Annotated in this window: 24 protein-coding genes; 5 read left to right on the forward strand and 19 right to left on the reverse strand. The window is 61.6% G+C overall.

Annotation, left to right across the window (positions count from 1 at the left end; genetic code table 11):
- Positions 1 to 50 precede the first annotated feature (50 nt).
- Both JZ00_RS01550 and JZ00_RS01555 read right to left on the reverse strand, forming a co-directional pair.
- Positions 51 to 1,061 (reverse strand): ABC transporter substrate-binding protein, encoded by a 1,011-nt coding sequence (locus JZ00_RS01550; RefSeq protein ID WP_039593021.1) that lies wholly within the window; start codon positions 1,059 to 1,061, stop codon positions 51 to 53.
- A gap of 184 nt (positions 1,062 to 1,245) precedes the next feature.
- Complete coding sequence (locus JZ00_RS01555; protein WP_039593020.1) at positions 1,246 to 1,695, reverse strand: hypothetical protein; 450 nt, start codon at positions 1,693 to 1,695, stop codon at positions 1,246 to 1,248.
- Positions 1,696 to 2,108: 413 nt separating this feature from the next.
- Here JZ00_RS01555 and JZ00_RS01560 point away from each other — a divergent pair, with 413 nt between their 5' ends.
- The 3 genes from JZ00_RS01560 (at position 2,109) to JZ00_RS01570 (ending at position 3,020) form a co-directional block, all read left to right on the forward strand.
- Positions 2,109 to 2,366, forward strand: coding sequence for a hypothetical protein (locus JZ00_RS01560; protein ID WP_039593019.1), 258 nt, complete (start codon positions 2,109 to 2,111; stop codon positions 2,364 to 2,366).
- A gap of 96 nt (positions 2,367 to 2,462) precedes the next feature.
- Complete coding sequence (locus JZ00_RS01565; RefSeq protein ID WP_039593018.1) at positions 2,463 to 2,693, forward strand: hypothetical protein; 231 nt, start codon at positions 2,463 to 2,465, stop codon at positions 2,691 to 2,693.
- Positions 2,694 to 2,783: 90 nt separating this feature from the next.
- Positions 2,784 to 3,020: a DUF2789 family protein gene (locus JZ00_RS01570; RefSeq protein WP_039593017.1), complete on the forward strand. Its 237-nt coding sequence runs from the start codon at positions 2,784 to 2,786 to the stop codon at positions 3,018 to 3,020.
- Between the two features lie 88 nt (positions 3,021 to 3,108).
- Here JZ00_RS01570 and JZ00_RS01575 read toward each other — a convergent pair whose 3' ends face one another.
- The 14 genes from JZ00_RS01575 to JZ00_RS01640 form a co-directional block, all read right to left on the reverse strand.
- A complete protein-coding gene (locus tag JZ00_RS01575) occupies positions 3,109 to 4,716 on the reverse strand; it encodes a methyl-accepting chemotaxis protein (protein WP_039593050.1) in 1,608 nt (535 codons plus the stop codon).
- Between the two features lie 169 nt (positions 4,717 to 4,885).
- On the reverse strand, positions 4,886 to 5,290 hold the full coding sequence (locus JZ00_RS01580) for a TraR/DksA family transcriptional regulator (protein ID WP_030141286.1): 405 nt from the start codon (positions 5,288 to 5,290) through the stop codon (positions 4,886 to 4,888).
- Between the two features lie 324 nt (positions 5,291 to 5,614).
- Positions 5,615 to 6,637 (reverse strand): ABC transporter permease, encoded by a 1,023-nt coding sequence (locus JZ00_RS01585; RefSeq protein ID WP_039593016.1) that lies wholly within the window; start codon positions 6,635 to 6,637, stop codon positions 5,615 to 5,617.
- Positions 6,638 to 6,671: 34 nt separating this feature from the next.
- A complete protein-coding gene (locus JZ00_RS01590) occupies positions 6,672 to 8,225 on the reverse strand; it encodes a sugar ABC transporter ATP-binding protein (RefSeq protein ID WP_046508831.1) in 1,554 nt (517 codons plus the stop codon).
- A gap of 73 nt (positions 8,226 to 8,298) precedes the next feature.
- Positions 8,299 to 9,225 carry a sugar ABC transporter substrate-binding protein gene (locus tag JZ00_RS01595; protein WP_039593014.1) on the reverse strand — a complete coding sequence of 309 codons (927 nt, stop codon included), beginning with the start codon at positions 9,223 to 9,225 and terminating at the stop codon, positions 8,299 to 8,301.
- A gap of 53 nt (positions 9,226 to 9,278) precedes the next feature.
- On the reverse strand, positions 9,279 to 9,431 hold the full coding sequence (locus tag JZ00_RS31155; protein WP_196304769.1) for a hypothetical protein: 153 nt from the start codon (positions 9,429 to 9,431) through the stop codon (positions 9,279 to 9,281).
- A 142-nt stretch (positions 9,432 to 9,573) separates the two neighbouring features.
- Positions 9,574 to 10,626, reverse strand: coding sequence for a Gfo/Idh/MocA family protein (locus JZ00_RS01605; protein ID WP_039593012.1), 1,053 nt, complete (start codon positions 10,624 to 10,626; stop codon positions 9,574 to 9,576).
- A gap of 61 nt (positions 10,627 to 10,687) precedes the next feature.
- The gene (locus JZ00_RS01610) at positions 10,688 to 11,698 is read right to left on the reverse strand and encodes a Gfo/Idh/MocA family protein (protein WP_039593011.1); all 1,011 of its coding nucleotides are present in this window, start codon (positions 11,696 to 11,698) and stop codon (positions 10,688 to 10,690) included.
- Positions 11,699 to 11,727: 29 nt separating this feature from the next.
- Entirely contained in the window at positions 11,728 to 13,659 is a 1,932-nt protein-coding gene (gene iolD, locus JZ00_RS01615) for a 3D-(3,5/4)-trihydroxycyclohexane-1,2-dione acylhydrolase (decyclizing) (protein WP_039593010.1), read from the reverse strand.
- Positions 13,656 to 14,507, reverse strand: a complete 852-nt coding sequence (locus JZ00_RS01620) for a TIM barrel protein (RefSeq protein ID WP_039593009.1) — start codon at positions 14,505 to 14,507, stop codon at positions 13,656 to 13,658. Before JZ00_RS01620 ends, iolD begins: the two co-directional genes overlap by 4 nt.
- A gap of 33 nt (positions 14,508 to 14,540) precedes the next feature.
- Positions 14,541 to 16,043: a CoA-acylating methylmalonate-semialdehyde dehydrogenase gene (locus JZ00_RS01625; RefSeq protein ID WP_039593008.1), complete on the reverse strand. Its 1,503-nt coding sequence runs from the start codon at positions 16,041 to 16,043 to the stop codon at positions 14,541 to 14,543.
- Between the two features lie 30 nt (positions 16,044 to 16,073).
- Entirely contained in the window at positions 16,074 to 16,883 is an 810-nt protein-coding gene (gene iolB, locus JZ00_RS01630; RefSeq protein WP_039593007.1) for a 5-deoxy-glucuronate isomerase, read from the reverse strand.
- A complete protein-coding gene (gene iolE, locus JZ00_RS01635; protein ID WP_039593006.1) occupies positions 16,880 to 17,773 on the reverse strand; it encodes a myo-inosose-2 dehydratase in 894 nt (297 codons plus the stop codon). Before iolE ends, iolB begins: the two co-directional genes overlap by 4 nt.
- A 99-nt stretch (positions 17,774 to 17,872) precedes the next feature.
- Positions 17,873 to 19,810: a bifunctional 5-dehydro-2-deoxygluconokinase/5-dehydro-2-deoxyphosphogluconate aldolase gene (locus JZ00_RS01640; RefSeq protein ID WP_039593005.1), complete on the reverse strand. Its 1,938-nt coding sequence runs from the start codon at positions 19,808 to 19,810 to the stop codon at positions 17,873 to 17,875.
- Positions 19,811 to 20,121: 311 nt separating this feature from the next.
- Here JZ00_RS01640 and JZ00_RS01645 point away from each other — a divergent pair, with 311 nt between their 5' ends.
- Together JZ00_RS01645 and JZ00_RS01650 are read left to right on the forward strand one after the other, a co-directional pair.
- Positions 20,122 to 21,042 carry a MurR/RpiR family transcriptional regulator gene (locus JZ00_RS01645; RefSeq protein ID WP_039593004.1) on the forward strand — a complete coding sequence of 307 codons (921 nt, stop codon included), beginning with the start codon at positions 20,122 to 20,124 and terminating at the stop codon, positions 21,040 to 21,042.
- A 33-nt stretch (positions 21,043 to 21,075) separates the two neighbouring features.
- Positions 21,076 to 21,687, forward strand: a complete 612-nt coding sequence (locus JZ00_RS01650; RefSeq protein ID WP_039593003.1) for a glutathione S-transferase — start codon at positions 21,076 to 21,078, stop codon at positions 21,685 to 21,687.
- Between the two features lie 59 nt (positions 21,688 to 21,746).
- Here the strand turns inward: JZ00_RS01650 and hcnC are convergent, their stop codons facing one another.
- The 3 genes from hcnC to hcnA are packed head-to-tail and all read right to left on the reverse strand — an operon-like array spanning position 21,747 to position 24,725.
- The gene (gene hcnC, locus JZ00_RS01655; RefSeq protein WP_039593002.1) at positions 21,747 to 23,006 is read right to left on the reverse strand and encodes a cyanide-forming glycine dehydrogenase subunit HcnC; all 1,260 of its coding nucleotides are present in this window, start codon (positions 23,004 to 23,006) and stop codon (positions 21,747 to 21,749) included.
- Positions 22,999 to 24,405, reverse strand: a complete 1,407-nt coding sequence (gene hcnB, locus JZ00_RS01660) for a cyanide-forming glycine dehydrogenase subunit HcnB (RefSeq protein WP_039593001.1) — start codon at positions 24,403 to 24,405, stop codon at positions 22,999 to 23,001. Before hcnB ends, hcnC begins: the two co-directional genes overlap by 8 nt.
- Positions 24,402 to 24,725, reverse strand: a complete 324-nt coding sequence (gene hcnA / locus JZ00_RS01665; protein WP_039593049.1) for a cyanide-forming glycine dehydrogenase subunit HcnA — start codon at positions 24,723 to 24,725, stop codon at positions 24,402 to 24,404. The genes hcnB and hcnA overlap by 4 nt, the downstream gene beginning before the upstream one ends.
- Positions 24,726 to 24,780: the final 55 nt, after the last annotated feature.

The raw sequence follows: 24,780 nt of genomic DNA on the forward strand, positions 1-24,780 counted from the left end.
AAGGGCGAATTGCCCAGGATCAATTGTTCAACGCACTGGCCCCGAACGCCCTACAGCCCCGCTGCCACCTTATCGGCGACGTCCTTGGGCAACCAGGCCTGCCAGACCTCGGGATGGGCCTTGAGAAAGGCTTCGGCGGCCTCGCGGGACGGCGTGCGTTTCTCGCTCATGTCGGCCAGCGCCTTGTTCAGCGGATCGATCGGCAAATCGACCTTGCTGAAGAACTCGGCAATGTCCGGGTGCTGTTTCTGGAACGGTGCGGACACACCAATCGACAGCTTCGACGCCAGGGACCGCGTTGGCTTGGGGTTGGGGTTGTCGGCATCGGTCAGGGTCTTCCAGGCCTCGGCATCGAAGGGCGGCTCCTGCAATTGCACCAGCTTGAAACGCCCGAGCAGCGGTGTCGGCGACCAGTAATAGAAAAGGATCGGCTTGCCGCGACGAATCGAAGACGTGATCTCCGCATCGAGGGCGGCGCCTGAGCCACTGCGAAAATTCACATAGCTATCGGAAAGGCCGTACGCCTTGAGCTTCTGCTTGTTGACCACCTCGGACGTCCAGCCGATGGGGCTGTTGAGGAAGCGTCCCTTGCCGGGGCTTTCCGGATCCTTGAACACGTGCTTGTAGCGCGCCAGGTCCTCGACGCTGCGCAAGTCCGGCGCCAGGGGCTTGATGCCCTTGGCCGGGTCGCCCTTGATCACGTATTCCGGCACCCACCAACCTTCGGTCGCCCCTTTGACCGTGTCGCCCAGTGCAACCACCTTGCCTTCGGCCTCGGCCTTGACCCAAACCGGGCTGCGACCGGCCCACTCCTCACCGATCACCTGGATATCGTTGTTAGCCAAGGCGGTTTCCAGGGTGATGGTCGTGCCCGGCAACGTGTCGGTCGGTAACCCGTAGCCCTTTTCGACGATGATTCGCAGGATGTCGGTAATCAGGCTGCCGCTTTCCCAGTTCAGGTCGGCAAAGTGGATCGGCGTCGATGCCGCGGATGCCGGGAGTGGTGAAACCAACACAGCGAGGGTGGCCCAGGCAGCCAGCCACTGTCGAACTCGTTTCATGCTTGATACCTCATGCCGGACACAGCAATAACCGAACGGCGTTGCGAAGCGAACGCAAGCCTCTGACTAGTTCAGTCAGTTGACTGTAGCCAAGGTTCCAGCAGGCGGGTTTTAAAACTGTTACGAGTACGAAAGAGCACAGGCGATAGACCCGATTCGTCACTATCGAATGACGATCGGCCTTTTACTCGCTGGCCTTGAACGTCACGAGTTCGCCCTTGCGCCATTTGGCCGCCTTGCCAGTGACCGCTTTCAACGTCTTGGTCAAACCTTCCTGCAGCTGTTGGTTGGCGGCAAATACTGTCACCACGCTGTGCCCTTCCTTGAAGAGGATGGCTTGGCCATCGGCCGTCGTGACGAACGCGTAGTCGCCAAGGCCATAGACCGTCAACTTGATTTCACGAAACCTGATTTCGAATTTGCCACCCTCCCGACTGGGCAATACTGCCGCACGGAAATGGTCGCCAACCTTCAGTTCAAGCCGGGGCTTGTCATCAACCACCAGTGCCGACTCGGTATCGATCTCGGCAACATAGATGCCTTCGGGAGTCTGCTCGGTGATATAGACAAAACGTGACTGGAATAGCTTGACCAGCTTCGCCCGCAAGTCACCCAGTACAAATAACGCATGCATGTCGAGATTACTTACTGCCAAGGAAACATCCCCATCATTTAAAACGGCCCACTCTGCGGGAATGGACCACGAGAACCTGCACGGTCGCATGGACCTGTCTTTGAATTCGAAAGTGAACGGTGCGCCCTGACCCTGGGCGGGAGCAGACTAAAGGATCGCCACTCTCGCCGTCTTTCCCCGCAGTCGTCAGAGGTTGAAGGAAAACACCACTCTGAACATCGGAAAAGGAGGGACTACTAACTTTAGGGAAATTTCTCACCGAGAAAAGCATTTTTCCGACATCGATGCCAAAAAAAATTGCTTTAGATAGGCGCAACCGTACGCACGGTACTGCCGATTCTAGAGCAGCCGTTGCTGCGCAGACTACTTAAAACAGCCGGCAATTCGTCGGTAACCATAGAAAAGGAATTCACATGGCTACTTTTTCAACCTTGATCCGCCCCGTCACCGCATGTGTCGCCCAGACGCAAGGCACCCCTCCCGCATACGAATACACGCCAATTGCAACGATCCGGCCGAAATATAGGGTCGTTCTCGCCGGCAAGTGTTTTTTCCATATCGAAGAAACCACCACCGGGCGCGTAAGAGGTTTCCGTACCGACCACAACGAAGCCTGCTATCTCGCCCGGAAGCTTGAACAGAGCACTTCAATGGCAGGCGCCATGACTTAACTCAGCCGCCGCCGCCCAACTGCTGCCATACTGCCTACCCGGAGCGCCCCCATGGAGGCGCTCGCACAATAATATGACTCGAAGGGAAGGCGTGACGTGACGGAACTAGACATCGGCGATTTTTTCATCCGCGGCGAAGCCAGAGAGGTCGAAGGCGAATTCCAGGCAGTCATCGTCATGCGTGCCAAAGCACCCTCCACCGCAGTCACTTATCACCAGGTTGAGAGGGATCGCTGGTTCAAGACACCGGAAATCGCCGCCGAGGCCGCCAGGGCGTCGGCGCTGGCCCTGAAGATCGCGGTGGACGAAGGTGCGCTGAAAGCCTGATATCGATCGAACTCCTGACGACCGTTTGCCTCAGATAGAGGGAAGCAACCGAGGCGCCATGACGGCGGTAGTCCAGAGGAGTCCTACAAAATGGAACAACCATCCCACGAACTCAGCACCCTGTTTGACCAACTCGGCCTGCCTTCGGAAGGCGAAGCCATCGATGATTTCATCATGGCGCACCCGCTTGAGCCGAACACCAAGTTGGTCGATGCGCCTTTCTGGTCAGATCAGCAGAAAGATTTGCTTCGGGAATGGCTGCTTGCCGACGGCGAAGAGGCGGTGCTGGTGGACCAGTTGAACGTACGTCTGCACGACGATAAATAAACCCTGAGAACGGCGGGCTTGCTCTTGTGGCGAGGGAGCTTGCTCCTCGCCACGAACACTCACTCGTCGCAATAGGTTGCGTCGAGGCTCAGCGCGGCTTCTCAGGCTTGTAGCCCAACCGCAGTCCACCCCAATGCCGTCCCTTGAGCATGATCGGCACCGACAGGTCATGCATCAGCTCCCCCGTGTCCCGCGTGTAGGTTTGCAGCAACACGGGCTGCTGGTGGCTGCCACAGCGAATCCCGGTGCGGTCGGAGAACTTGCGCTTGGTGCGATTGTTCAGCGTGTCCACCTGGGGGTCGCCGGTCAACGGCTGGCAGAACGCATTGTTGTGAGTCGGCACGTAGCCCTGCTGGGTGCAGGCAATCGCGAAGACCAGCCCCTCATGCCGCGCCAGCAAAGGTTCCTGGATCGCCGGCAGCACCTGATCCGTGTAGCGATCGAAACGGGTCTGGAACTTCGCCGGTTGGGTGTTGGGAATGGGTTGGTAGCTGCGATCGAACAAGTCCTCCAGGCTGATACGCCCCTGATCGATATCCGCCTCGAACTGTGCGGCAATCCGGCTTGCCCCTTCCCGGGCCAGGTCATAGACCCGTTGGTGATAATCGTCCAGGCCCACCTCGGCCAAGCGCTCGCTGATGGTTTCGGCCTGGCCCTCCATCTGTACGGCGGCCTCGGCGAGGCGTTGGGTCTGCTGGTCGCTGATCGCCAGGTCACCGCGCATTTGCTCGATCGCATGAAACAGGCTGTCGAGTTGTCCACGGTTGGTGTCGGTGCCCTGGGCGATGGCGCTGACCTGGGTTTCGACACCGGCCGCAAGCCGGGCGATGTTTTCCAGGTGCTGGCCGGTGTGCTCGACTTGCTGCACACCGCTGTCCAGGTCTGCGGCCAGTTGGCGGATCTGCTCGACGACCTGCGCGGTGCGCTGCTGGATGTCCGCCACCATCACACCAACCTCGCCGGTCGCCGCGGCGGTGCGCCCGGCCAGCCCACGTACCTCATCGGCCACCACGGCGAACCCGCGGCCATGTTCCCCGGCCCGGGCAGCCTCGATGGCGGCGTTGAGAGCCAGCAGGTTGGTCTGGCTGGCGATCGATTGAATGACCAGGCTCACGCGCTGGATTTCATCGCTGCGCACGCTCAGCGCTTCGATCAGTTCACGACTTTCATTGGCACGCTGGCTGAGCTGGTGCATGCGACTGATGGATTCCACCAACTCGCTGCGTCCGGCGACACTGCTGCGATGGGCCTCGCTGGCCGCGCCCAAGGCCTGTTGGCTGAGTTGTGAGGTGGCCTGCTCGGTGGCGATCATCGCTTCGGCGTTGCCGACGATCTGCGCTGCAGCCCCCAGTTGTGACTGGACCTTGCCGGCCAATTGCTTGACCGAATAAGCCACGCCCGCTGCAGACAGTGCGTTATGGCTGGTGGTGTAGGAGAGATCGCGGGTGAGTTCGGCCAAGCTGTCGCTTGCCGCCGGCGCGGGGCTGCTGGCCAGGCGCGAGCGCAGGCGCGGCAACCAGACGATGAGCATTGCCAGCGGCAGCGCCATGTATAACGACCAACCGCCCAAGGTCATGCCACACAGCAGCGAAACCAGCGCCACACTTTGCAGCGTCGGCGCTAGCCAGCGCACCGTAACGCGCGCTACAGGCACCGAGGTCGACGCTGTCGCCGCCAGAGATCCGTCTGTCGCCATTTTCGTCACCCACATTTCTCATTGTTATGGCCGCATTAAACGCCACTACCGAGCCATTATCCATGGTCCATTAGTCGTGTTTTCGGCCACAAATCGAGAAGCGTGATGATCAGAAAGCAAAAAGACCGCAGCTTCGGATGAAGGGCTGCGATCTTTTCGGAAACAGGAATCAGGCCTGGCGCTGGTGCTTGTCGATCTGCTCGTGACGTTCTTGAGCTTCGATGCAGTACTTGGTGGTCGGGCTGATCAGCAGGCGCTTGAGGCCGATTGGCTCGCCGCTGTCGTCGCACCAGCCGAAGCTCTCGTCGTTGATGCGGTCCAGGGCCTGCTCCAGTTGCGGCAGCATGCGCTGGTCGCGATCGATGGCGTTGACCAGCCAGGTACGCTCTTCTTCTACGGAAGCAGCGTCCGCCGGGTCGGCCGGGCTGTCCAGGCTTTCAATGGCGATTCGGTTCTGTTCGATGCGCTCGTGGGTTTCGACTTTCATGTTCTGCAACAGCTTGGTGAAGTAAGCCAGTTGCTCGGCATTCATGTAGTCATCCGCCGGCATGGCCAGCAACTTTTCCTTTGTCATTGATTTCTCTATAAAAAAACGTGCATTAAGGCGAATTATGGAGCGTCCCGCATCAAGCAGCCACGCTCATCGGAAAGGCGCCGTCTATTCCAAGCGCCACCCGGCACTCAATTTACGAGGGGCGGCAGTCTAAGGCCGAGTCGGGGCGTCAGCAACCGAAAACATGGGAAAATGCCCGACAGCCGCTTCAAATGCTGTCAGACCGGCTTCTGCTGGCCGTCGGAGTGCGTTTATAACAAGAAATTCGCTGCAATGGCTGTATTAAGAAGACAAATGGCAACGCCACGCGTGTCAGGCGTGGCGATTTGTCGCATCAAATGGTCGTTAACGTTTGAGCTTGCGTTTATTGCGGTACTGATCGATCACCACGGCAACGACAATGATCAACCCCTTGATGATGTCCTGGATATAGGCGTCGACACCGACAAAGGTGAACCCGCTGGCCATGACGCCGAGGATCAATGCACCGATCACCGTCCCGGTGATGCGCCCCACTCCGCCAGCCAGGCTGGTGCCGCCGATCACCGCCGCGGCAATCGCGTCCAGTTCATAAGACATGCCCATGCCCGCCTGCCCGGTCGCCGCCCGCGCCGAGGCCACCACACCGGCCAACCCCGCGAGCAGCCCGGCGATGCTGTAGACAATCACCAAGTGGCGCTTGACGTTGATGCCCGACGTCCGTGCGGCCTGCATGTTGCCGCCGATGGCGTAGGTGTATTTACCGTACTTGGTGTAGCGCAAGGCGACGTGGAAGATCACGGCCACTACCAGGAAGATGATCACCGGCATCGCGCCATGACCGATGGCGGTGTACGAATCCGACAACATGCTCACCGGCTGCCCTTCGGTGTAGTAGCGCGCCAGGCCACGGGCCGAGACCATCATGCCAAGGGTGGCAATAAACGGTGGGATACCGGTAATGGCAATGATGCTGCCGTTGATCGCCCCCGCCAGCAGCCCCACGCCGAGCCCGGCCACCACCGGAATCCACACCGGCAGGTCGGTCAGTGAAGGAAACACCGCCCGGGCGAAATCCGAAGTCTGCGCCAGGCTCGCGGCGATCATCGCCGACAACGCCAGCACCGACCCCGACGACAAGTCGATGCCGGTGGTGATGATCACCTGGGTCACGCCGATGGCCAGCAGGCCGATGATCGACACTTGCAAGATCATCAGCACCAGGCGCTGGGAGTTCATCAGGAAGCTCTGGTCGCGCATGATCCAGCCGAACAGCTCGAACACCAGGCCGATGCCGATCAGCACCAGGAAAATGCTCAGTTCCGTCGGCAACCGTCGACGCGTCCTGGCCGGGGCGGCCGCGGGTTTGTTTTCCAATATCGCGTTCATAGCCATTTACCTTTTTTATCCGGACTGACGGCCATCAGGACAGGCCCGACGCCAGTTGCATGACTCGTTCCTGGGTGGCTTCGCTGCGGTCGAGGGTGCCCATCAGGTCGCCTTCGTGCATCACCATCACGCGGTCGCTCATGCCCAGCACCTCGGGCAGTTCCGAGGAAATCATGATGACCGCCATGCCTTCGCTGGCGAGGTAGGCAATGAGTCGGTAGATCTCGGCCTTGGCGCCGACATCGATGCCGCGGGTCGGCTCGTCGAGGATCAGGATGCGTGGGTTGGTCATCAGCCAGCGGGCGAGCAGCGCCTTCTGCTGGTTACCGCCAGACAACGTATCGATGCATTGCTCAAGGGATGGCGTCTTGACCCGCAGCTTCTTGCACATGTCCTCGCACAAGGCACACAGGGCTTTTTGCTGGATGAAACCGTTGCCGACGTAATGGGGCAACACGGCCATTTCCATGTTTTCCAACACCGACAGGCACGGGAACAAGCCGCTGAGCTTGCGATCCTCGGTCAACAACGCGAAGCCCTTTTCGATGGCCATGTGCGGATCGCTGATGTGCACCGGCTGGCCGTCCAGCAGGATCTCGCCACCCGTGGCCGGGGTTACGCCGAAAATCGCCTCGGCCACGTTGGTCCGGCCCGAGCCCATCAACCCGGCGATGCCGAGGATCTCGCCGGCATGCAGGTCGAACGACACCCCTTTGAAAATGCCCTCCAGGCTCAGGTCGCGAACCGACAGGACCCGATCACCGATAGGCTTGTCCCGCTCGGGAAACAACTGGCTCAACTCACGTCCGACCATCATCGAAATCAGACTGTCGCCATCCATGCTGTCGGCGCGTTGCAGGCCGATATATGCGCCGTCGCGAAATACCGCCACTTCGTCGGCAATGGCGAACACTTCGTTCATTTTATGCGTGATGTAGATGATGCCCTTACCCTGGGCCTTGAGGTCGGCGATGATCGAGAACAAATGGGCGACTTCGGTCTCGGTGATGGCCGACGTCGGCTCATCCATGATCAGGATGTCTGAGTCATACGAGACGGCCTTGGCGATCTCCACCATCTGCCGCTCGGCAATGCTCAGGTTGCCCACCTGCTCCTCCGGGTCGAGCTTGATTCGCAAGCGCTCCAGCAACCGGGCGGTGCAGCGATGCATTTCACCGTGGTCGATCATGTGCAGGCCGTTGAGCTGTTCGCGACCGATCCAGATGTTCTCGGCGATGCTCATGTGCGGCATCAGGTTCAGTTCCTGGTGGATCATCGCGATCCCGGCCTGCAAGGCCGCCAGGGGCGTGTCGAAGGTCACCGGCTTGCCGCGCAGGCGCAGTTCGCCAGCGTCGGGCTGGTAAATGCCGGCGATGATCTTCATCAGCGTGGACTTGCCTGCGCCGTTTTCACCCATCAGGGCCAGCACCGAGCCGGGGCGTACCCGCAATTGCACGTCGGACAACGCCACTACGCCGGGAAAGCCCTTGCTGACATTGACGACTTCCAACAGGTACGGTTCGTCAGGTAATGCGTCCGGCCGGAAAGTCGGTGCCGGAGCGCTCGAAGCAGTCGCTGATGCGAACATGGTCAGGTACTCCCTGGGCAAGGTCGGCGCGGCGACCTTGCCTGTTTATTGTTGTGATGAAACAGGTAAAGCGTCACTTGAACTGATCGACGTTCTCCGGCGTGATCAAACGATAGGGCACCCAGACGGTTTGCTCGACCGGCTGCTTCTTGACCATCTTCACTGCCGTATCGATCGAGCCATCGGCCTGGCCCTTGGCGTCCTGGAACACCGAGACCGCCATCTCGCCTTTCTTGATCGCGTTCAAGCCGTCCGGCGTGCCGTCGACCCCGGCGATCAATACGCTGCCCTTTTCCTTGCCAGCGCCCTTGAGCGCCATGGCTGCGCCGATGGCCATTTCGTCGTTGTTGGACACCACCGCATTGAAGTCACGGCCCTGGGTCAGCCAGTCGTTGACCAGGGTCATGCCCTTGTCCCGGGACCAGGTGCCGGTCTGTTCCTGCTCGATCTTGATGTCCGGGTATTTGGCGAGTACCTCCTTGACGCCCTTGGTGCGGTTGGTGGTGGAGTTGTTCGCCAGATCCCCCAGCAGGATCACGATGTCGCCCTTGCCGCCCATCTTGTCGGCCAGGAATTGCATCTGCATGCGCCCGGCTTCCAGGTCGTCCGAGGCGACGGTGACCACCCCTTGCGGCAACTTCGGATCATCCGGACGGCGGTTGACGTACACCAGCGGGATGCCGGCGGCCACGGCGGCCTTGGTGATGCGCTGGGTCGCGGCGGTGTCCACCGGGTTGACGATGAGCGCGTCGACCTTCTGGCTGATGAAGCTTTCCACCTGGCTCAGTTGCTTGACCACATCGCTGCGCGCATCTTCGAACTGCAGCGTGACGCCGTCCGGCAGGGACTTGGCTTTCTTGTCCATGGATTCGCGCAGGTAGGTCAGCCAGGTGTCATCGAACTGAGACATGCTGACGCCAATCTTCAGATCCGCCAGGGCAGCGCCGCTGGCAAACATCAATGACAGGGCCAGCGAGGCAATACGGGTCTTGGTGTTCATGAACGTTCTTTCTCCACTTTTTTGTTGGTTTTATGGATAAGGCGTGACGGACTTCAGGAACGCGGCAAACGCACGATCGGCGCGCCGGGCATGCAGCACACCACGGCGCCCTTGCGCTGGATGCACAGGGACTCGAACAAGGGAAGGATTGCGGACAGGCGCAAGGAAGATGGCAGGTGAAACGCAGAGCGGTTGAAGGTTTTCATCGACGGTACCTGGCTGTGTTTCTTGTTTTTGTTTCGTCCTTCGTCCATTCAGGGCGAGCCTGGATAAACGCGGACAGGGTTGTCGGTAACCTGGAATCGACTTTATTGGAAAATATTTTCCATATCAACTCATTTTAGAATTTTATTCGTTTTTTGTTCCATGTCCTACAGGCTCGGATAAACACACTACCTCGCCCTGCTCCGCGCTCTGCCTGGCAGCGTCCAGGATACGTGTCGTGGCCAAGGCATCGCGGGCCGCCACCGGCAAAGGGCCGTCGCCCCGCAAGGCTGCCTGGAGACGCTGGTAGAACATGAGCCAACAACCTCGCTCCGAAGCCACGCGCTCACGCTCGGCTCCGTGTTCGAACCATCCCCAGCGCCGGTGTTCTTCGGCGCCCCAGCGCTCGCCTTCGGAGGCCGGACTCAGCCCCGCCAATGCCAGGGCCTCCTGCCCATCGAGGCCTTCGACGGTATAGCAGCCTTCGCTGCCGCTGACCCGAAAGCGTGGGCGCGCAGCGTTTTGCAGGCAATTGCCGCTCAAATGGGAGATCACGCCGTTTGCGTGGGCCATCGACATGAAAAAACCGTTGTCGAAGGCCTGGCCCGGCTGCCGATAATCCAGCTCGGCATAAACCCGGATCACCGGCCCGAACAATTGCAAGGCCTGGTCCACCAGATGGCTGCCCAAATCCCGCAGGAAGCCACCGCCACTGCCCTTTCCCACAGAGGTCGGCGAGTAACGTTCAACGCTGGATTCAAAGCGAATAACCTGCCCAAGCGCTCCAGATGAGAGCAACTTGCGAACCGTCAGGAAATCCGAATCCCAGCGCCGGTTCTGGTAGACGCTCAACGGCACGTTGCGTCGTTCGGTGGCCAGCACCATCGCTTCGGCCTGCCCGGCATCGAGGGCGAAAGGCTTGTCGCTGACCACCGCCACGCCGTGCTCGATGGCTTGCATCACCACGGCCGCACGCGCCTCCAGCGGCGTGGACACCACCACCGCATCGACGCCGGCCGCCACCAGTTGTTCGAGAGAGTCGAAGGCTTGGACGTGCGGATAATCACTCACCAGTTGCTGGCGCCGCTCGGGGGAGCGCGTGACTACCCCGACGAACGTAGCGCCCGGCAGACTGCTGATCAGCGGCGCGTGGAAAAACCGCCCGCCCTTGCCATAGCCGACTAGTCCGATTCGCATGAAGGCTCCTTGAAAAACAATGAATACAGACCATCCCCTTATGGGAGCGAGCCTACTCGCGTCAGCCGTAAAAGCGAGGCCGCTCGGGCAACTCGACCTTGACGATCTGACCACTCTGCTGCGCTTGGACGCAGGCATCCGCCGCCACCGCCGCCGCGAAGCCGTCCCAGGCAGAAGGTCCGCCCACTTGGCCGCTGCGCACGCCGTCGATGAAGGCCTGCAATTCGACGTCATAAGCTGCAATGAAGCGATCCTTCCAATCCATCAGGATCGCATTGGACAGTTTGGCGCCGCTGCGCAACTGCACCTGGGACGGTTCCGGCAGCTTGGCGATGCCGGTCTCCCCCACCACTTCGCATTGGATGTCGTAACCGTACTGACAATTGACGAACACTTCGACGTCGATGCGGGTGCCCTTGGCGGTTTCCAGCAGGACGATCTGCGGATCGCGCAGATGCGCCAAGGCCTTGCTGCTCTTGCGCGGGAACACCACCTGTACCGACACGTAGTCATCGGCCAGCAGCCAGCGCAGCACGTCCAGCTCATGGATCAACGTGTCGGTGATCGCCATGTCGGTCTTGTAATTTTCGCCCACGCTGGGGTTGCGGTGGGCGCAGTGCAGCATCAGCGGTTCGCCGATCTGGCCGCTGTCGATCACCGATTTGAGCGCGCGGTAACCTTCATCGTAGGGCCGCATGAAACCGACCTGCACCAGGCGCTTGCCGTGGGCCACTTCGGCTTCGACGATCTTGCGGCAGCCTTCGGCCGTGACCGCCAGCGGTTTCTCGCAGAACACCGGTTTGCCCGCCGCGATGGCCGCCAGCACGAACTCTTCATGGCTCGGCCCCCAGGACGTGACGAGGATCGCCTCGACGTCCGGCGCCTTGATCAGCGCGTGGCCGTCGGGGTAGACCTCGGCGGTGAGCTTGAGGTCGGCCACCACTTTCGCCGCCTGGGCAAGGTTGATGTCGGTTACCGCCACCACCTGGCTGTTGAGCAAGGTCTGGCTGCAACGACGGATGTGGTCCTGGCCGATGGCCCCGGTGCCGATGACGCCCAGCTTCAAAGACATGTGGAACTCCTTTCGTAGGGTTGGGGCAATCAGTATTGACGGGCCTTGGCCAGTCGTTCGTTGAGGGTCTTGGCCACGGCATCGGTGCGCGCGCTGGTGGAGACTTGCGCCACGCCGACCCGCCACCAGGACAGGTATTTGTGGATCATGGTCTTGGGCAGGACCTTGATATCGATCAGCGTCGAGACCGTCTGGCGCCGGGCGTCGGCCAGGGCCGCGTGCAACTCGTCCAGCGTCTTGACCTTGTAGGTCTTGCAACCGTAGGCCGCCGCGCTCATGGCGAAGTCCACCGGCACGAAGCCGCCATCGAGCTTGCCCGTCTCGGGGTTGCGGAAACGGAATTCGGTGCCGAAGCTGTCCATGCCGTGTTCCATCTGCAAATTGTTGATGCAACCGAAGGTCATGTTGTCCAGCAGCACCACGTTGATCTTGCGCCGCTCCTGGATCGAGGTCGCCAGTTCCGAGTGCAGCATCATGTAGGAGCCGTCGCCCACCAGCGCGTAGACCTCTTTGTCCGGCTCGGCGAGCTTCACGCCCAACGCCGCATTCACTTCATAGCCCATGCACGAATAGGCATATTCGACGTGGTAGGTGTTCACGCCCTTGCTGCGCCAGCTGCGCTGCAAATCACCGGGCAGGCTCCCGGCGGCAGCGACGATGATGGCGTCGTCCGCCAGGGTTTCGTTGAGGGTGCCGAGCACCCGGCTCTGGGTCAGGCAGGAGCCGGTGAGTTCGATGAATTCACGAAACACCGCCGGGTCCATGTGGTCGTTGATTTCCGGAACGAAGTCCTGGGTCTGGAAATCCGCCTGGTAGATCCGGTCCACTTCCGCCTCGAGCCGGGCCTTGGCGTCGGCGATCTGCCCGGCCCATTCGGCACGGTAATCGCCGAGCTTGCCGGCCAGCGCCTCCAGGCCGGAACGGGCGTCGGCCAGCAGTTGAACGCCGTCGAGTTTCAGCGCATCGCACGGGCTGATGTTCAGGTTGAGGAACCGCACCTCGGGGTGTTGGAACAGCCATTTCGACGCGGTGGTGAAATCGCTGTAGCGGGTGCCGATGCCGATGACCAGGTCCGCTTCCTTGGCCAGCAGGTTCGCCGCCAGGCAACCGGTCTCGCCGACACCGCCTACGTTCAGTGGGTGGCTGGAGACGATGGCGCTTTTTCCCGCCTGGGTTTCGGCAAACGGAATCTCGAAGCGCTCGGCGAAGGCTTGCAATGCAGCGTTGGCCCCGGAATATTTCACCCCGCCGCCGCAGATGATCAGCGGCTTGCGCTTACCCTTGAACAGCGCCAGGGCATCGTCGAGCATCGCTTCAGTGGCTGGGCGACGGTCGATGCGGTGCACGCGTTTTTGCAGGAAGTAATCCGGGTAATCATAGGCCTCGGCCTGTACGTCCTGGGGCAGCGCCAGGGTCACCGCGCCGGTCTCGGCCGGATCGGTGAGCACGCGCATGGCATGGATCGCGGCAGTCATCAATTGCTCGGGGCGGTTGATGCGGTCCCAGTATTTGCTCACGGCCTTGAAGGCATCGTTGGTGCTGATGCTCAGGTCATGGAATTGCTCGATCTGTTGCAGCACCGGGTCCGGCTGGCGACTGGCGTAGACATCGCCGGGCAACAGCAGCAGCGGGATGCGATTGGCCGTGGCGGTGGCAGCCGCGGTCAGCATGTTCGCCGCGCCGGGACCGACCGACGAGGTACAGGCGTAGATCTTGCGCCGCAGGTGCTGCTTGGCAAACCCGATGGCGGCATGGGCCATGCCCTGCTCGTTGCGGCCCTGATGGACCACCAGGTCGCCGCTGTCCTGCTCCAGCGCCTGGCCCAGGCCCAGCACGTTGCCGTGGCCGAAAATGGTAAACACCCCGGCGACGAATTTGCTCTGGACGCCATCGACCTCGACGTATTGGTTATCGAGGAATTTCACCAGGGCCTGGGCCATGGTCAGTCGTGTTGTGGTCATGCTTGCACCTTCTTCAAACGCAACTCGGTCGAGTGGGAGCTTTGCAGGTGGCTCATGCTCGCCCCCAGCGCCTGGCGGATGTCGGCCAGCTCGTGGACGCTCTCGGCAAAGGGCTCAAAGGACAGGTAACCGTCATAACCTCCGCTCACCAGCGCTTCAATCTGCGCGGCATTGCCGAGAATATCCCCCTCACCCACCAGCACCCGGTGGCCGTCCCGAATCGTCGCCAGCGGCGCCTGGGCATCCTCGACGCCGGAGATGTGCACCAGCCCAGTCAGTTCAGGGAACAATTCTTGCTCCCCCGCCAAATGATGATGAAAGGTGTCATGCACCAGGCGGAACACATCCAGCCCGCCGATGGCCTTGATCGCCTCCACCGCCGTGCGCTTTCGCCGCAGCGAGCATTCTTCGAACCCCAAAGGTTCGATGAAACCGTAGATACCGAAGGCGCGCAGGATCGGTGCCAGTTCACTGAGGGCCGTGCGCAGCCCCGCTGCCCGTTCGGCCTCGCTGCGCGGGTCGGCGCGGTCGTTGAGCGGGCACATCACCAGCCCCTCGGCGCCGCACTCGCGAGCGTAGTCGGCCAAGCGCACGGCCTGGGCGCGACGCTCTTCGTTCCACACATCGAACGGGTACAGGGCGTTGATCGACAGCACCTTGATGTCGCGCGCCTCGCACAACTCACGCACGCGCGCCGGCGGCATGCCATCTTCGATCTCGACCCCCTTGAGGTCGTTGCGAATCTCGATGGCATCGGTTTTCAACGCCAGCGCCAGGTCGATGAAAGCAGGCAGTGACAGGCGCGGGGCAACCATTCGGTTCAAGGCAAAACGCAGGGGCTTGTTCATTGTTGTTCTCCCTCCGGCATTCAATGAAATGAGTTATTGGGCAGTCGGCATGCTGAACTCAGGGCCCTTGGCGATGCTGTCGGGCCAGCGCTGCATCACGCTTTTGTAGCGACTGTAGAAGCGCAGGCCTTCCTCGCCATAGGCATGGTGGTCGCCGAACAGCGAACGCTTCCAGCCGCCAAAGGAATGCCAGGCCATGGGCACCGGAATCGGCACGTTGATGCCCACCATGCCGACCTTGATGCTGCGCGCAAATGCCCGGGCGATGCCGCCGTCTCGGGTGAAGCACGACACGCCATTGCCGAACTCATGGGCGTTGATCAGCGCCACCGCCGTGGCGAAGTCCGGTACACGAACGATGCCCAGCACCGGGCCGAAAATCTCTTGCTTATAGATGCTCATCTCGGCGGTGACCCGGTCGAACAGCGTCGCACCGACGAAAAATCCCTGCTCGGCCCCCGGCACTTTGAAACCACGGCCATCAACGATCAGGCGAGCACCCTCGGCCACGCCAGCATCGATAAAACCTTCCACCTTGGCCTTGTGCTCGGCGGTGACCAGCGGCCCCATGTCAACGCCGGGCTGCTGGCCGTCGCCGACCTTCAACTGGTCGATACGCGGCAGCAATCGCGCAATCAGCTCATCGCCGACATCGCCCACCGCCACGGCAATGGAAATCGCCATGCAACGCTCGCCGGCCGATCCGTAGGCCGCACCGATCAAGGCATCCGCCGCCTGGTCGAGGTCGGCATCGGGCATGACGATCATGTGGTTCTTCGCCCCGCCCAGGGCCTGTACGCGCTTGCCGTTCGCGGTGCCCTGTTGGTGGATGTATTGAGCGATGGGCGTGGAGCCGACAAAGGAAATCGCCTCGATGTCCGGGTGCTGCAACAGCGCATCCACCGCCGCCTTGTCGCCCTGGACCACATTGAAGACGCCGTCCGGCAAGCCGGCTTCGGTCAGCAACCGAGCCATCAGCAGGCTGGCGGACGGGTCGCGTTCCGAGGGCTTGAGGATGAAGCAGTTGCCGGCGACCAAGGCCAGCGGAATCATCCACAACGGCACCATCACCGGGAAGTTGAACGGCGTGACACCGGCGCACACCCCGAGTGGCTGGCGCAGGTTCCAGTTGTCGATGCCGCCGCCGATGTTGTCGCTGAAGTCGGTCTTGAGCAGGCTCGGTGCACCGCAGGCGTACTCGACGATCTCGATGCCACGGGTGACTTCGCCATGGGCGTCGGACAGCACCTTGCCATGTTCACGACTGATGATCCGAGCCAGTTCGTCATGGTGACGATCGAGCAATTCCTTGAACTTGAACATCACCCGCGAGCGACGCAACGACGATTGCTCGGACCAGGCCGGGAACGCCGCCAGCGCCGAGGCCACCGCCGCGTCGACAGTACTTGGTTCGGCCAGGGCCACCCGCGCCTGCACCGCGCCGGTGGCCGGGTTGAAGACATTGCTGGAGCGAGCGCTGTCGCCGTCCTGCACGCGACCGTTGATGTAATGGCCTACTACCGGGGTGTCGCTCATTGTCCTGGTTCTCCGTTGGAATGTTCGAATTCAGAGGTCGAGCAGCCAGCTGTGCTGCGGGTCGTTATGGAACTGCCAGACCCGCTTCGGACCGGCCATGACATTCAGGTAATAGGACTCGTACCCATAGGGCACGCTGACCGGGTGATACCCCTTGGGCACCACCACCAGGTCGCTGTTCTCCACGGCCATGGCCTGGTCGATGCTGCGGTCGTCGGTGTAGACGCGCTGGAACACGAAGCCCTGGGACGGATTCACCTGGTGGTAATAGGTTTCTTCGAGGAAGCTCTGGTGCGGCAGGTCGTCGGTGTCGTGCTTATGCGGCGGGTAGCTGGACGAGTGACCGGACGGCGTGCGCACTTCCACCACCAGCAGCGAATGGGCCGGTTCGCTGTCGGGCAGGATGTCGCAGACATAACGGGTATTGGCGCCCTTGCCGCGCACGCTGCGTTTCATGCTGTCGGGGCGGATCAGCCGTGGGCCGTATTCGTTTTGCGTGGCACCTGGCGCGGCGCATACCGCTACCTGCACATCGCTCAGCGCGGTGACTTGGGCCTGACTGCCCGGTGGCAGATACGCGGCGTAGGGGGATTTATCTTCGAATACCGATTGACGATCGCCGAGGTTGTCCCAGCTGAAGGCCCCCTGCCCCGGCGCCTCGCCCTTGAGGTCGATTCGTCCGCTGAGCAAGACTACGCACAGCTCCTTGTCACCCGCCATCACCGGAAGGGTTTCGCCGAGGCTCAGGCGGTAGGCGGCGAACCCCACATATTCCAAGGCGCCATGGGGCAGTTCGACGAGCTTTTGGCCGCCGGGACTGCTCTTGATCAACAGGCTCATGCCGGCGTCCTCTCTTGCAGCAGGGCACGCAAGGTGTCGTAGCCCTTCTTCGCGTAGGCATAACTCGGCGCCACGGCCGGGTCCTGCTCGGCTTCTACCACCAGCCACCCGTGGTAATCGGCGGCCAGCAAGACGTCGAGCAACGCGGCGAAATCGATGTCGCCATCCCCCGGCACGGTGAAGGTGCCGTTGATGATGCAATCGGGGAAGCTCCACAGGTTATTGCGCGCCAGTTGCACCACCGGTTTGCGCACATCCTTGAAGTGCACATGGCAGATGCGTTCGATGTGTTTGCGCAGGACTTGCAAGGGTTCGCCGCCGCCCATGTAGCAATGGCCCGAGTCGAACAACAGGCCGACCTCGCTGCCGCTCAGGGCCATCAGTTTGTCGATGTCCGTGGGCGATTCGACGTAGGCGCCCATATGGTGGTGATACGCCAGGCGCACGCCTTGGGACAGTGTGAAGCGGGCCAGTTCGGTGAGCTTGTCGGCGTAGGCTTGCCAGGCTTCGTCAGTGTGAAAGCGCGGGCGCTCGATCAACGGGATGCGTTGGCCCTGGATCGAATCGGCGACTTCACCGTAGACCAGCACCGTCGCGCCATTGTGCGCCAACAGTTCGACATGGCTGGCAATGGCATCGATTTCCTCGGCCGCCGAACGCCGGGCCAATCGGCTGGAATACCAGCCGGACACCAGCGCCAGGTCATACGGGCGCAAGACGTCGCCGACGCCCTTGGCGTCCTTGGGAAACTTGCCGTTTAGCTCAAACCCTTCGTAGCCGATTTCCTTGCCTTCGCTCAACGCCGTGCTCAAGGGCGTCTCGCCGCCAAGGGACGGCAGGTCGTCGTTGCTCCAGGAAATCGGGTTGATGCCAATTCGAATAGCGGGCATGGCTGCACCTTTTATTGTTTTCAAACTGAATAACGAAAACCGTTTGGAATGCTTATCGTGGCGAGGGGATTTATCCCCTCGCCACAAAAGTCCTGTACATCAGGCACGAGCACTGCGCCATGCCTCGATCAATTCCACAAACCGCCCCTGCACGTCCCGGATCAACGTTTCATCATCGATCTCACCGGCCATCCAGGCCCGGCTCGGTTCCTGGAAAATCGTCCGGCCCACGGCGAAGCCCCGACAGGTGGTGCTCTGGCTGGCCTGGCGGAAGCCTTCGGCGAGCGCGGCGGCCGGGGCGTTGAGGCCCAGCAGCACTACGCCACGGCAATATGGGTCGCGCTGTTGGATGAGCTCGTCGAGCTGCTGCCATTCTTCGGCTGTCTGCGCTTCGATCTTCCACCACGCCGGGAAAATGCCCAGGTTGTAGAGGCGCTTGAGGGCACGATAGAGCACGTCCGGATGAGCCGATGGATGATCCTTTGGCGGGATGACTTCCAGCAGCAACTCATGGCCGCTGACCTGGGACGCCTTGTACAAACCCATCAATTGCGCCTCCTGTTCCAGGCGCAGCAGCGGTTCGTCGTCGGGGTGAAATTGCACCAGGCATTTGATGATCTGTTCCTGCGGCCAGGCGATCAGGTTGCTGCCGATGGAGCGCCCGTGCTCGAACGCCAGCGGCCGCGAGCCTTGCACCTCCACCGGCCGCGCCACCCACCAGCCTCGCCCGGTGGCCGCGTTGAGCGAATCCTGGCCGAAACGCTGATCGGCCAGCAGCCCGACGTCGGCTTCGATGCCCTGGCGCTGCAGGTCGGCTTCGACCCGTTCCACCGCCTGGATGAACAGTTGCTTGAGTTCACCGATGCTGCTCAGCTCACGACCGCCCTTCTGGGCCAGTTCCACCAATTGCCAGCGATGGTCGAAGGCAAAGATGAACAGTTGCTTCCAGGCCTTGCGCGGCACGCTGACCTGATGCAGCCGTTGCAGCACCGCATCCTGGTCCGGTCGGGTGATGGGCACCGGGCTCTTGAACAGATAATCGAGCTCGGCCCGGGTCGGCATCGCCGGGGCGCAGGCATGGCGCGACACCACCAGGCCGCCGCAGGCATTGGCCAATTGGCAGCAGCGCTCATCGCTGGCGTCCTCCAGCCAACCGGCGAGGAAACCCGACATGAATGCATCGCCCGCACCCAGGACATTCAGGACTTCGACACGCACGCCTGGGTAAATGGCGCCGTCTTCCAATCGGCTCGGGATATCGCCATGGATCACCGTGCAGCCCTGCGGGCCAAGCTTGACCACCAGCGTTGCCGCCGTCAGCGAGCGCACGGTACGCAGCGCGGTCAACAGGTCCTCGCTGCCGCCAGCGATGAGGAATTCTTCTTCTGTGCCGACGATCAGGTCGAAACGCGGCAGGATGCCTTGCACATGCTGGCTGACCTTGCGGTCGGCGACGAAACGGGTTTCACCGTCCGCCTTCCCCGCCAGGCCCCAGAGGACCGGGCGATAATCGATGTCGAGGACGCATTTGACGTTGTGTTTTCGCGCATGGTCCAGCGCCTGGATGCTCGCGTTGTAGACGCTTTCGGTGGAGAAGTGCGTGCCGGTGATCAGCAGCGCCTTGCTGGACGCGATGAAGGCTTCGTCGATGTCTTCGGCCCGCAGCGCCATGTCTGCGCAGTTTTCGCGATAGAACACCAAGGGGAACGTCTCGCGATCCTTGATACCCAGCAGGACCATGGCGGTCAGGCGCTCGGCATCGACCTTGATGCCACTGACGTCGCAGCCTTCGCGAGCCAGGGATTGCACCAGGAACCGCCCCATGTGGTCGTCGCCCACGCGGCTCAACATCGCCGATTTCAGCCCGAGGCGGGCCGTGCCGAAGGCGATGTTGGCCGATGATCCGCCCAGGTACTTGGCGAAGCTTGAGACATCTTCCAGGCGTGCGCCAACCTGCTGCGCGTAGAGATCGACGCCCAGGCGTCCCAGGCAGATCACATCCAATTGACGCTCACTGGCAAAACGAGTCTGGCCCATGCTGGCTCCTGTTATTTTTATCAGCCTGCGCTTGTCGCCGGAACCGGCGCCAACGCTTTGGTGAATGCAGACTAAAACGAGCCAGCGGCAATAATCAATATTTATTCCATAAATTTTTATCATGGAATATTTTTTCCAATACGCTACTGCTCAACAGGGCCAGGCGCAGTGCATCGTTTCAGCAGGCGTTACAACTTCGTTCAGCCATGATTTTCTCCGCGCCTACGCTGTAGACTGCCACCAGCCAACCTATTGTCGAGGGCCGGCCCGTTCGCCAGTCGCCCTATAAGAACAAGCCAGAAGGATTTCCTATGACCCGCCCCGATCTGCCGGCGCCGTCCGAGAGCGCGTCCGAAGCCGCCCTCCCCAGCCCACCGATCAACGCCGAGCGGCTGTTGCAACTGATCACCGAGGAATACGAGGGCCTGCCGCGCCAACTCAAGCGCATCGCCAGCTACATGAGCCAGCAAAGCGACCGGATCATGGTCGACCGCATCAGCGACATCGCTCGGGAATGCGAAGTCCACCCTTCGGCCATCGTGCGCTTTTCGCAGCGCTTCGGCTTCAGCGGGTTCAGCGAAATGCAGGCCTTGTTCCGCGAGGCGTACACCCACAAGACCACGCCGGTGCAGAACTACCAGCAACGCATTCGCAGCATGATCGCCAACAAGTCGCAGAAGGCCAATGCCGGCGACCTGGCCCGCGAATGCGTCAATGCGACCCTGTCAGGCATCGAGCGCCTGGGGCTGGAACTCGATGACGAGGCGTTCGAAAAAGCCGTGGACCTGGTGGTCAACGCGGACAACATCTACGTGGTCGGTGTGCGACGTTCATTCGCCGTGGCCGATTACCTCGTCTACAACCTGCAGCACACCAACAAGCGCATTCACCTGGTGTCCGGCCTGGGCGGCAGTTACCGCGAGCAGATGCGCAGCGTGCGGGCCAACGACCTGGTAATTGCCATCAGCTTTACGCCCTATGGCAAGGAAACCCAGCACTGCCTGCGCATTGCCCAGCATCACCAGGCCAAGACCCTGATCATCACCGACAGCAACCTGTCTCCCCTGGCCAAACGAGCCAATGCGGTGCTGCTGGTCAACGAAGGCAGCTCGTTCGCGTTCCGCTCGTTGAGCGCCACCTTGTGCCTGTGCCAGGCGTTGTTCATTGCCGTGGCCTACCGGCTTGAACTCAAGGTCGATGAAATCCATGAACAGGTCGGCTTCGAGGATTGAACCCGGCCTTTAGAATCCGTTGAAGGAGAAACCATGAAACTGATCGGCATGCTGGACTCGCCCTATGTGCGACGCGTCGCCATTTCCGCCAAACGGCTGGGAATCTCCCTGGAACATGAATCGGTTTCGGTGTTCAGGCAATTCGAGCATTTCCAGAGCATCAACCCGGTGGTCAAGGCGCCAACATTGGTGCTGGATGATGGCTCGGTGTTGATGGATTCCACTTTGATCATCGATTACCTGGAGGCGCTGGCTGGGCCATCCCACAGCCTGATGCCGAACGATTTGGCCCAACGGTTGCGCTCGTTGCGACTGGTCGGATTGGCGCTCGCGGCATGCGAAAAATCGGTGCAAATCTATTACGAACGCACGTTGCGCCCGGCCGACATCCAGCATGCGCCGTGGCTCGCGCGGGTATCGGGCCAGTTGCTGGCGGCCTACGGTGAGTTGGAAAGGGAACTGGCGAAACAGCCACTGCCCACCGATGGCTCGATCGACCAGGCCGGCATTACCATCGCGGTGGCTTGGACCTTCACCAACCTGTTGGTGGCGGATCAGGTGCAGGGCAAGGCGTTCCCGCAGATCAGCGCATTTACCGCCTATGCCGAAGGGTTGGAAGTGTTTGTCAACACACCGGTGCAATAACGGCGGGATACATTCCCGTGTGGGAGCAAGCCCGCTCCCACAGGGTTTTGATTCGGCGCTCAGGCCGGTTCCATTTCCCTTGGCTCTGCAATCGCCGCCACTTCGAAGCGGTCCGCCAGGAACGGCGTGATGTCCAGCGGCAACGGCTCGTCGTTGACCAACTTGTCCAGCAACACCCCGGTAATGGCCGAGGTGAGAATGCCCGTGCGGAAATGCCCGCAGGCGTTCAGGTAGCCGTCCACGCCGCGCATCGGCCCCAGGATCGGTAGCTCGTCAGGTGAGCCGGGACGCAGGCCAGCCCAGGTGCGCTTGAGGTTGATGTCGACCAATTGCGGGATGCAGCGCATGGCACCTTGCACCAGCCCTTCGATCTCCGGATAGGTAGTGGTCACGTCGAACCCTTTGTCCTCCGTGGTACTGCCAATCAGGATTTCCCCGTTGTCTTTCTGCGCCACGTAGCAATCGCTGGTGGTCAGGCAGCCGTTGAGGATTTTCGGCATGCGCTCGGTCAAGAGGATCTGGCCCTTGACCGGCTTGACCGGAATCCGCACGCCCGTAGCCTGCTCGCTCAGGTCCGCCGCCCAGGCGCCGGCGGCGTTGATCAGCGTCCCGCAGCTGAACGTTCCGGCCTCGGCGGTCTTCACACCTGTGACCCGCGTCCCGCTTCGCAACACTTCAGTGACGTGGGTGTTGAAGAACAGGTCGACACCGTTCTGCCGCGCGCCCTCGGTGTAGGCGTCGGCCAGGCGAAACGGGCTGACCTGGTGATCGCAGAGAAACTCCAGCGCGCCGAGGGCCTCATGGCTGACACTCGGCTCTGCCTCGCGCAAGGCCGCCTGGTCGAGCCAGCGCACCTGGTCGGCCAGATGGGGGATGCAGGCGACGATGTGCTCGGCGTACAAGCGGTCCTCATCGTCATAGATCACAAACTTCAGCCCGGTCTCTTCGAATTTGAAATCCATGCCATGGCGGTCCATCAGTTCCTGGTGCAACTGCGGGTACATCGCGTTGGATTGCAAGGCGAATTCGAAGAACGAGTCGGGCAGGATGTGTGGCGTACTGGCATCCACCGCCACGGCGGCACCTTGGGCCTGGCGCTTGCGATTGGCCGACATCATGCGAAAGAAAATCACCCCGCAGCCCAGGCCCACTGACTCACCAATGGCCCACAAACCGCCCGCCGATGCACGGGTGGCGTTGCCGGGGCGCTTGGCGTCGATCAGGGCGATCTTCAAATGCTTGCGCTTGGACAACTGATAGGCACAGGAAGCGCCGATCACGCCGCCACCGGCAATCACCACGTCATAATGCTTAGTCATGGGAAGCGGCCTCCGTGCCGATATTCTGGAATGCTGAAAAAGGCACCGGATCGATGGGGAAGCGCGGTCGCAACCAGCCCACATCGGCCCGCCCTGTGGCCTCGCGCAACCGGTCGCTGCAATAACCGACACACATGCGTCCCTGGCAGTCACCCATGCTCACGCGGGTGCGCATTTTCAGGCTGGCCATGTCTTGCACGCCCTGCTCCAGCGCCCGGTCGATGTCGGCGCGGGTGGCATGTTCGCAGCGGCAGATCACCGTGTCGGCGGCAGGCAGCGCCGTTTGGCCCGCCCCGCGCTGGGTGTAGCGATCGACGGCGGCGCGAAAGCGAAGGATGCGCTCCAGTTGCGCCTGATACCGATCACGATGCCCAAGGGCCGTCGCCTCATCCAGGACATTGCGTTGCATCAGCACCGACAACGCCGCGATGCGCCCGCTCAGCATGGCCGCCTCTCCCCCGCGAATCCCGCCCATGTCACCCGCCAGATGAACATGCGCCTCGCTGCCGCGTTGCCAGGCATCGGACACGGCCCGTAGATACCCGTCATCGCTGAAGCCATGTTCCAGGCCCATCTGCTGGCTCAACTGGGTGCGAGGGATAAACCCGTAGCCGACTGCCAGCGTCTGGGCCGGCACCTGTTCGGCGCGCGTAAGGTCCGGCGTCCAATCGGCGGAATACGGCGCGACGGTCACGCCGCTCAACTCGTCCTCGCCTTCGACACGCACCACGCCCCAGCCATAGCGCACGGGAATGCGATGCCGCTTGAGATACGCGAGCATGCCCAGGCCATCGAGGAACAGTTGCGGTTTATTGAGCAAGGCGAGGCTTTCCTTGGCGATCCTGCCGAACGCACACGCCTCGTAGACACCCGCCACGGTGACGCCCGAGGCGTGCAGCTGACAGGCCACCAATGGCAACAGCGGGCCCGTCCCGGCGATCACCACCGGGCTCGGCGGCCTGACCACGCCGCTCTTGATCTGCAACTGCAAGCCGCCAAGCATCATCACGCCCGGCAGGGTCCAGCCGGGGAACGGCACGCTGCGCTCATGACATCCCGCTGCCAGGATCAACTGCGAATAGGCAACCTCTCGTAGACGCTCATCCGCATCGAGCACCATCAACGCCCGGAACCCCTCGGCCCCGATGACACGACTGCCCAGCTGCACATCGATCAAATCGGCATGGCGTTGGAATTCCCCGTGAAGTTTCTCCAAGGCTTCGCTGTAGCGGGGCCCCAGGTAATCCAGGCGTACGCCATCGCGCAGGGGGCCGCGATACACCACGCCACCGAGGCGCGGTGCCTCTTCGAGCAAGGTGCAACGTACCTTGTGGGAGGCCAGTTCAATGGCCGCAGCCATACCCGCCGGTCCGCCGCCGACGATCACCGGAGCGTTCATGGCGCCTCCGTTTCAGCGATGCGGTTGGCCCGGGTTTCGATCTGCATGCCGGGGCGCACCAGCGTCTGGCAGGCGCGACGTTTGTGGCGACCGTCGATCTTGACCAGGCAGCACTGGCACACGCCCATCCCGCAATAGGCACCGCTGAGCTGGCCGTGGTCGTTACGGGCGACCTGGCGTTGGCCCAGGGCCTGGATGACGGTGAGTACGGTTTCGCCCTGGGCGGCGTTGACAGCCTTTCCGTCCAGGTGCACGGTCATGTCAGCCTGTTTCAATGGCTGGATATCGAATTGTCGGTGTAATAGGTCTTGAGGTTGCATCATGCAGCTCTTCCTTGAAAGTTCAGTCGGTGTCGGCTCCCTGCGGCACGCCACT

This window comes from Pseudomonas frederiksbergensis, from assembly GCF_000802155.2.
GTDB classification, from domain to species: Bacteria; Pseudomonadota; Gammaproteobacteria; order Pseudomonadales; family Pseudomonadaceae; genus Aquipseudomonas; species Aquipseudomonas frederiksbergensis_A.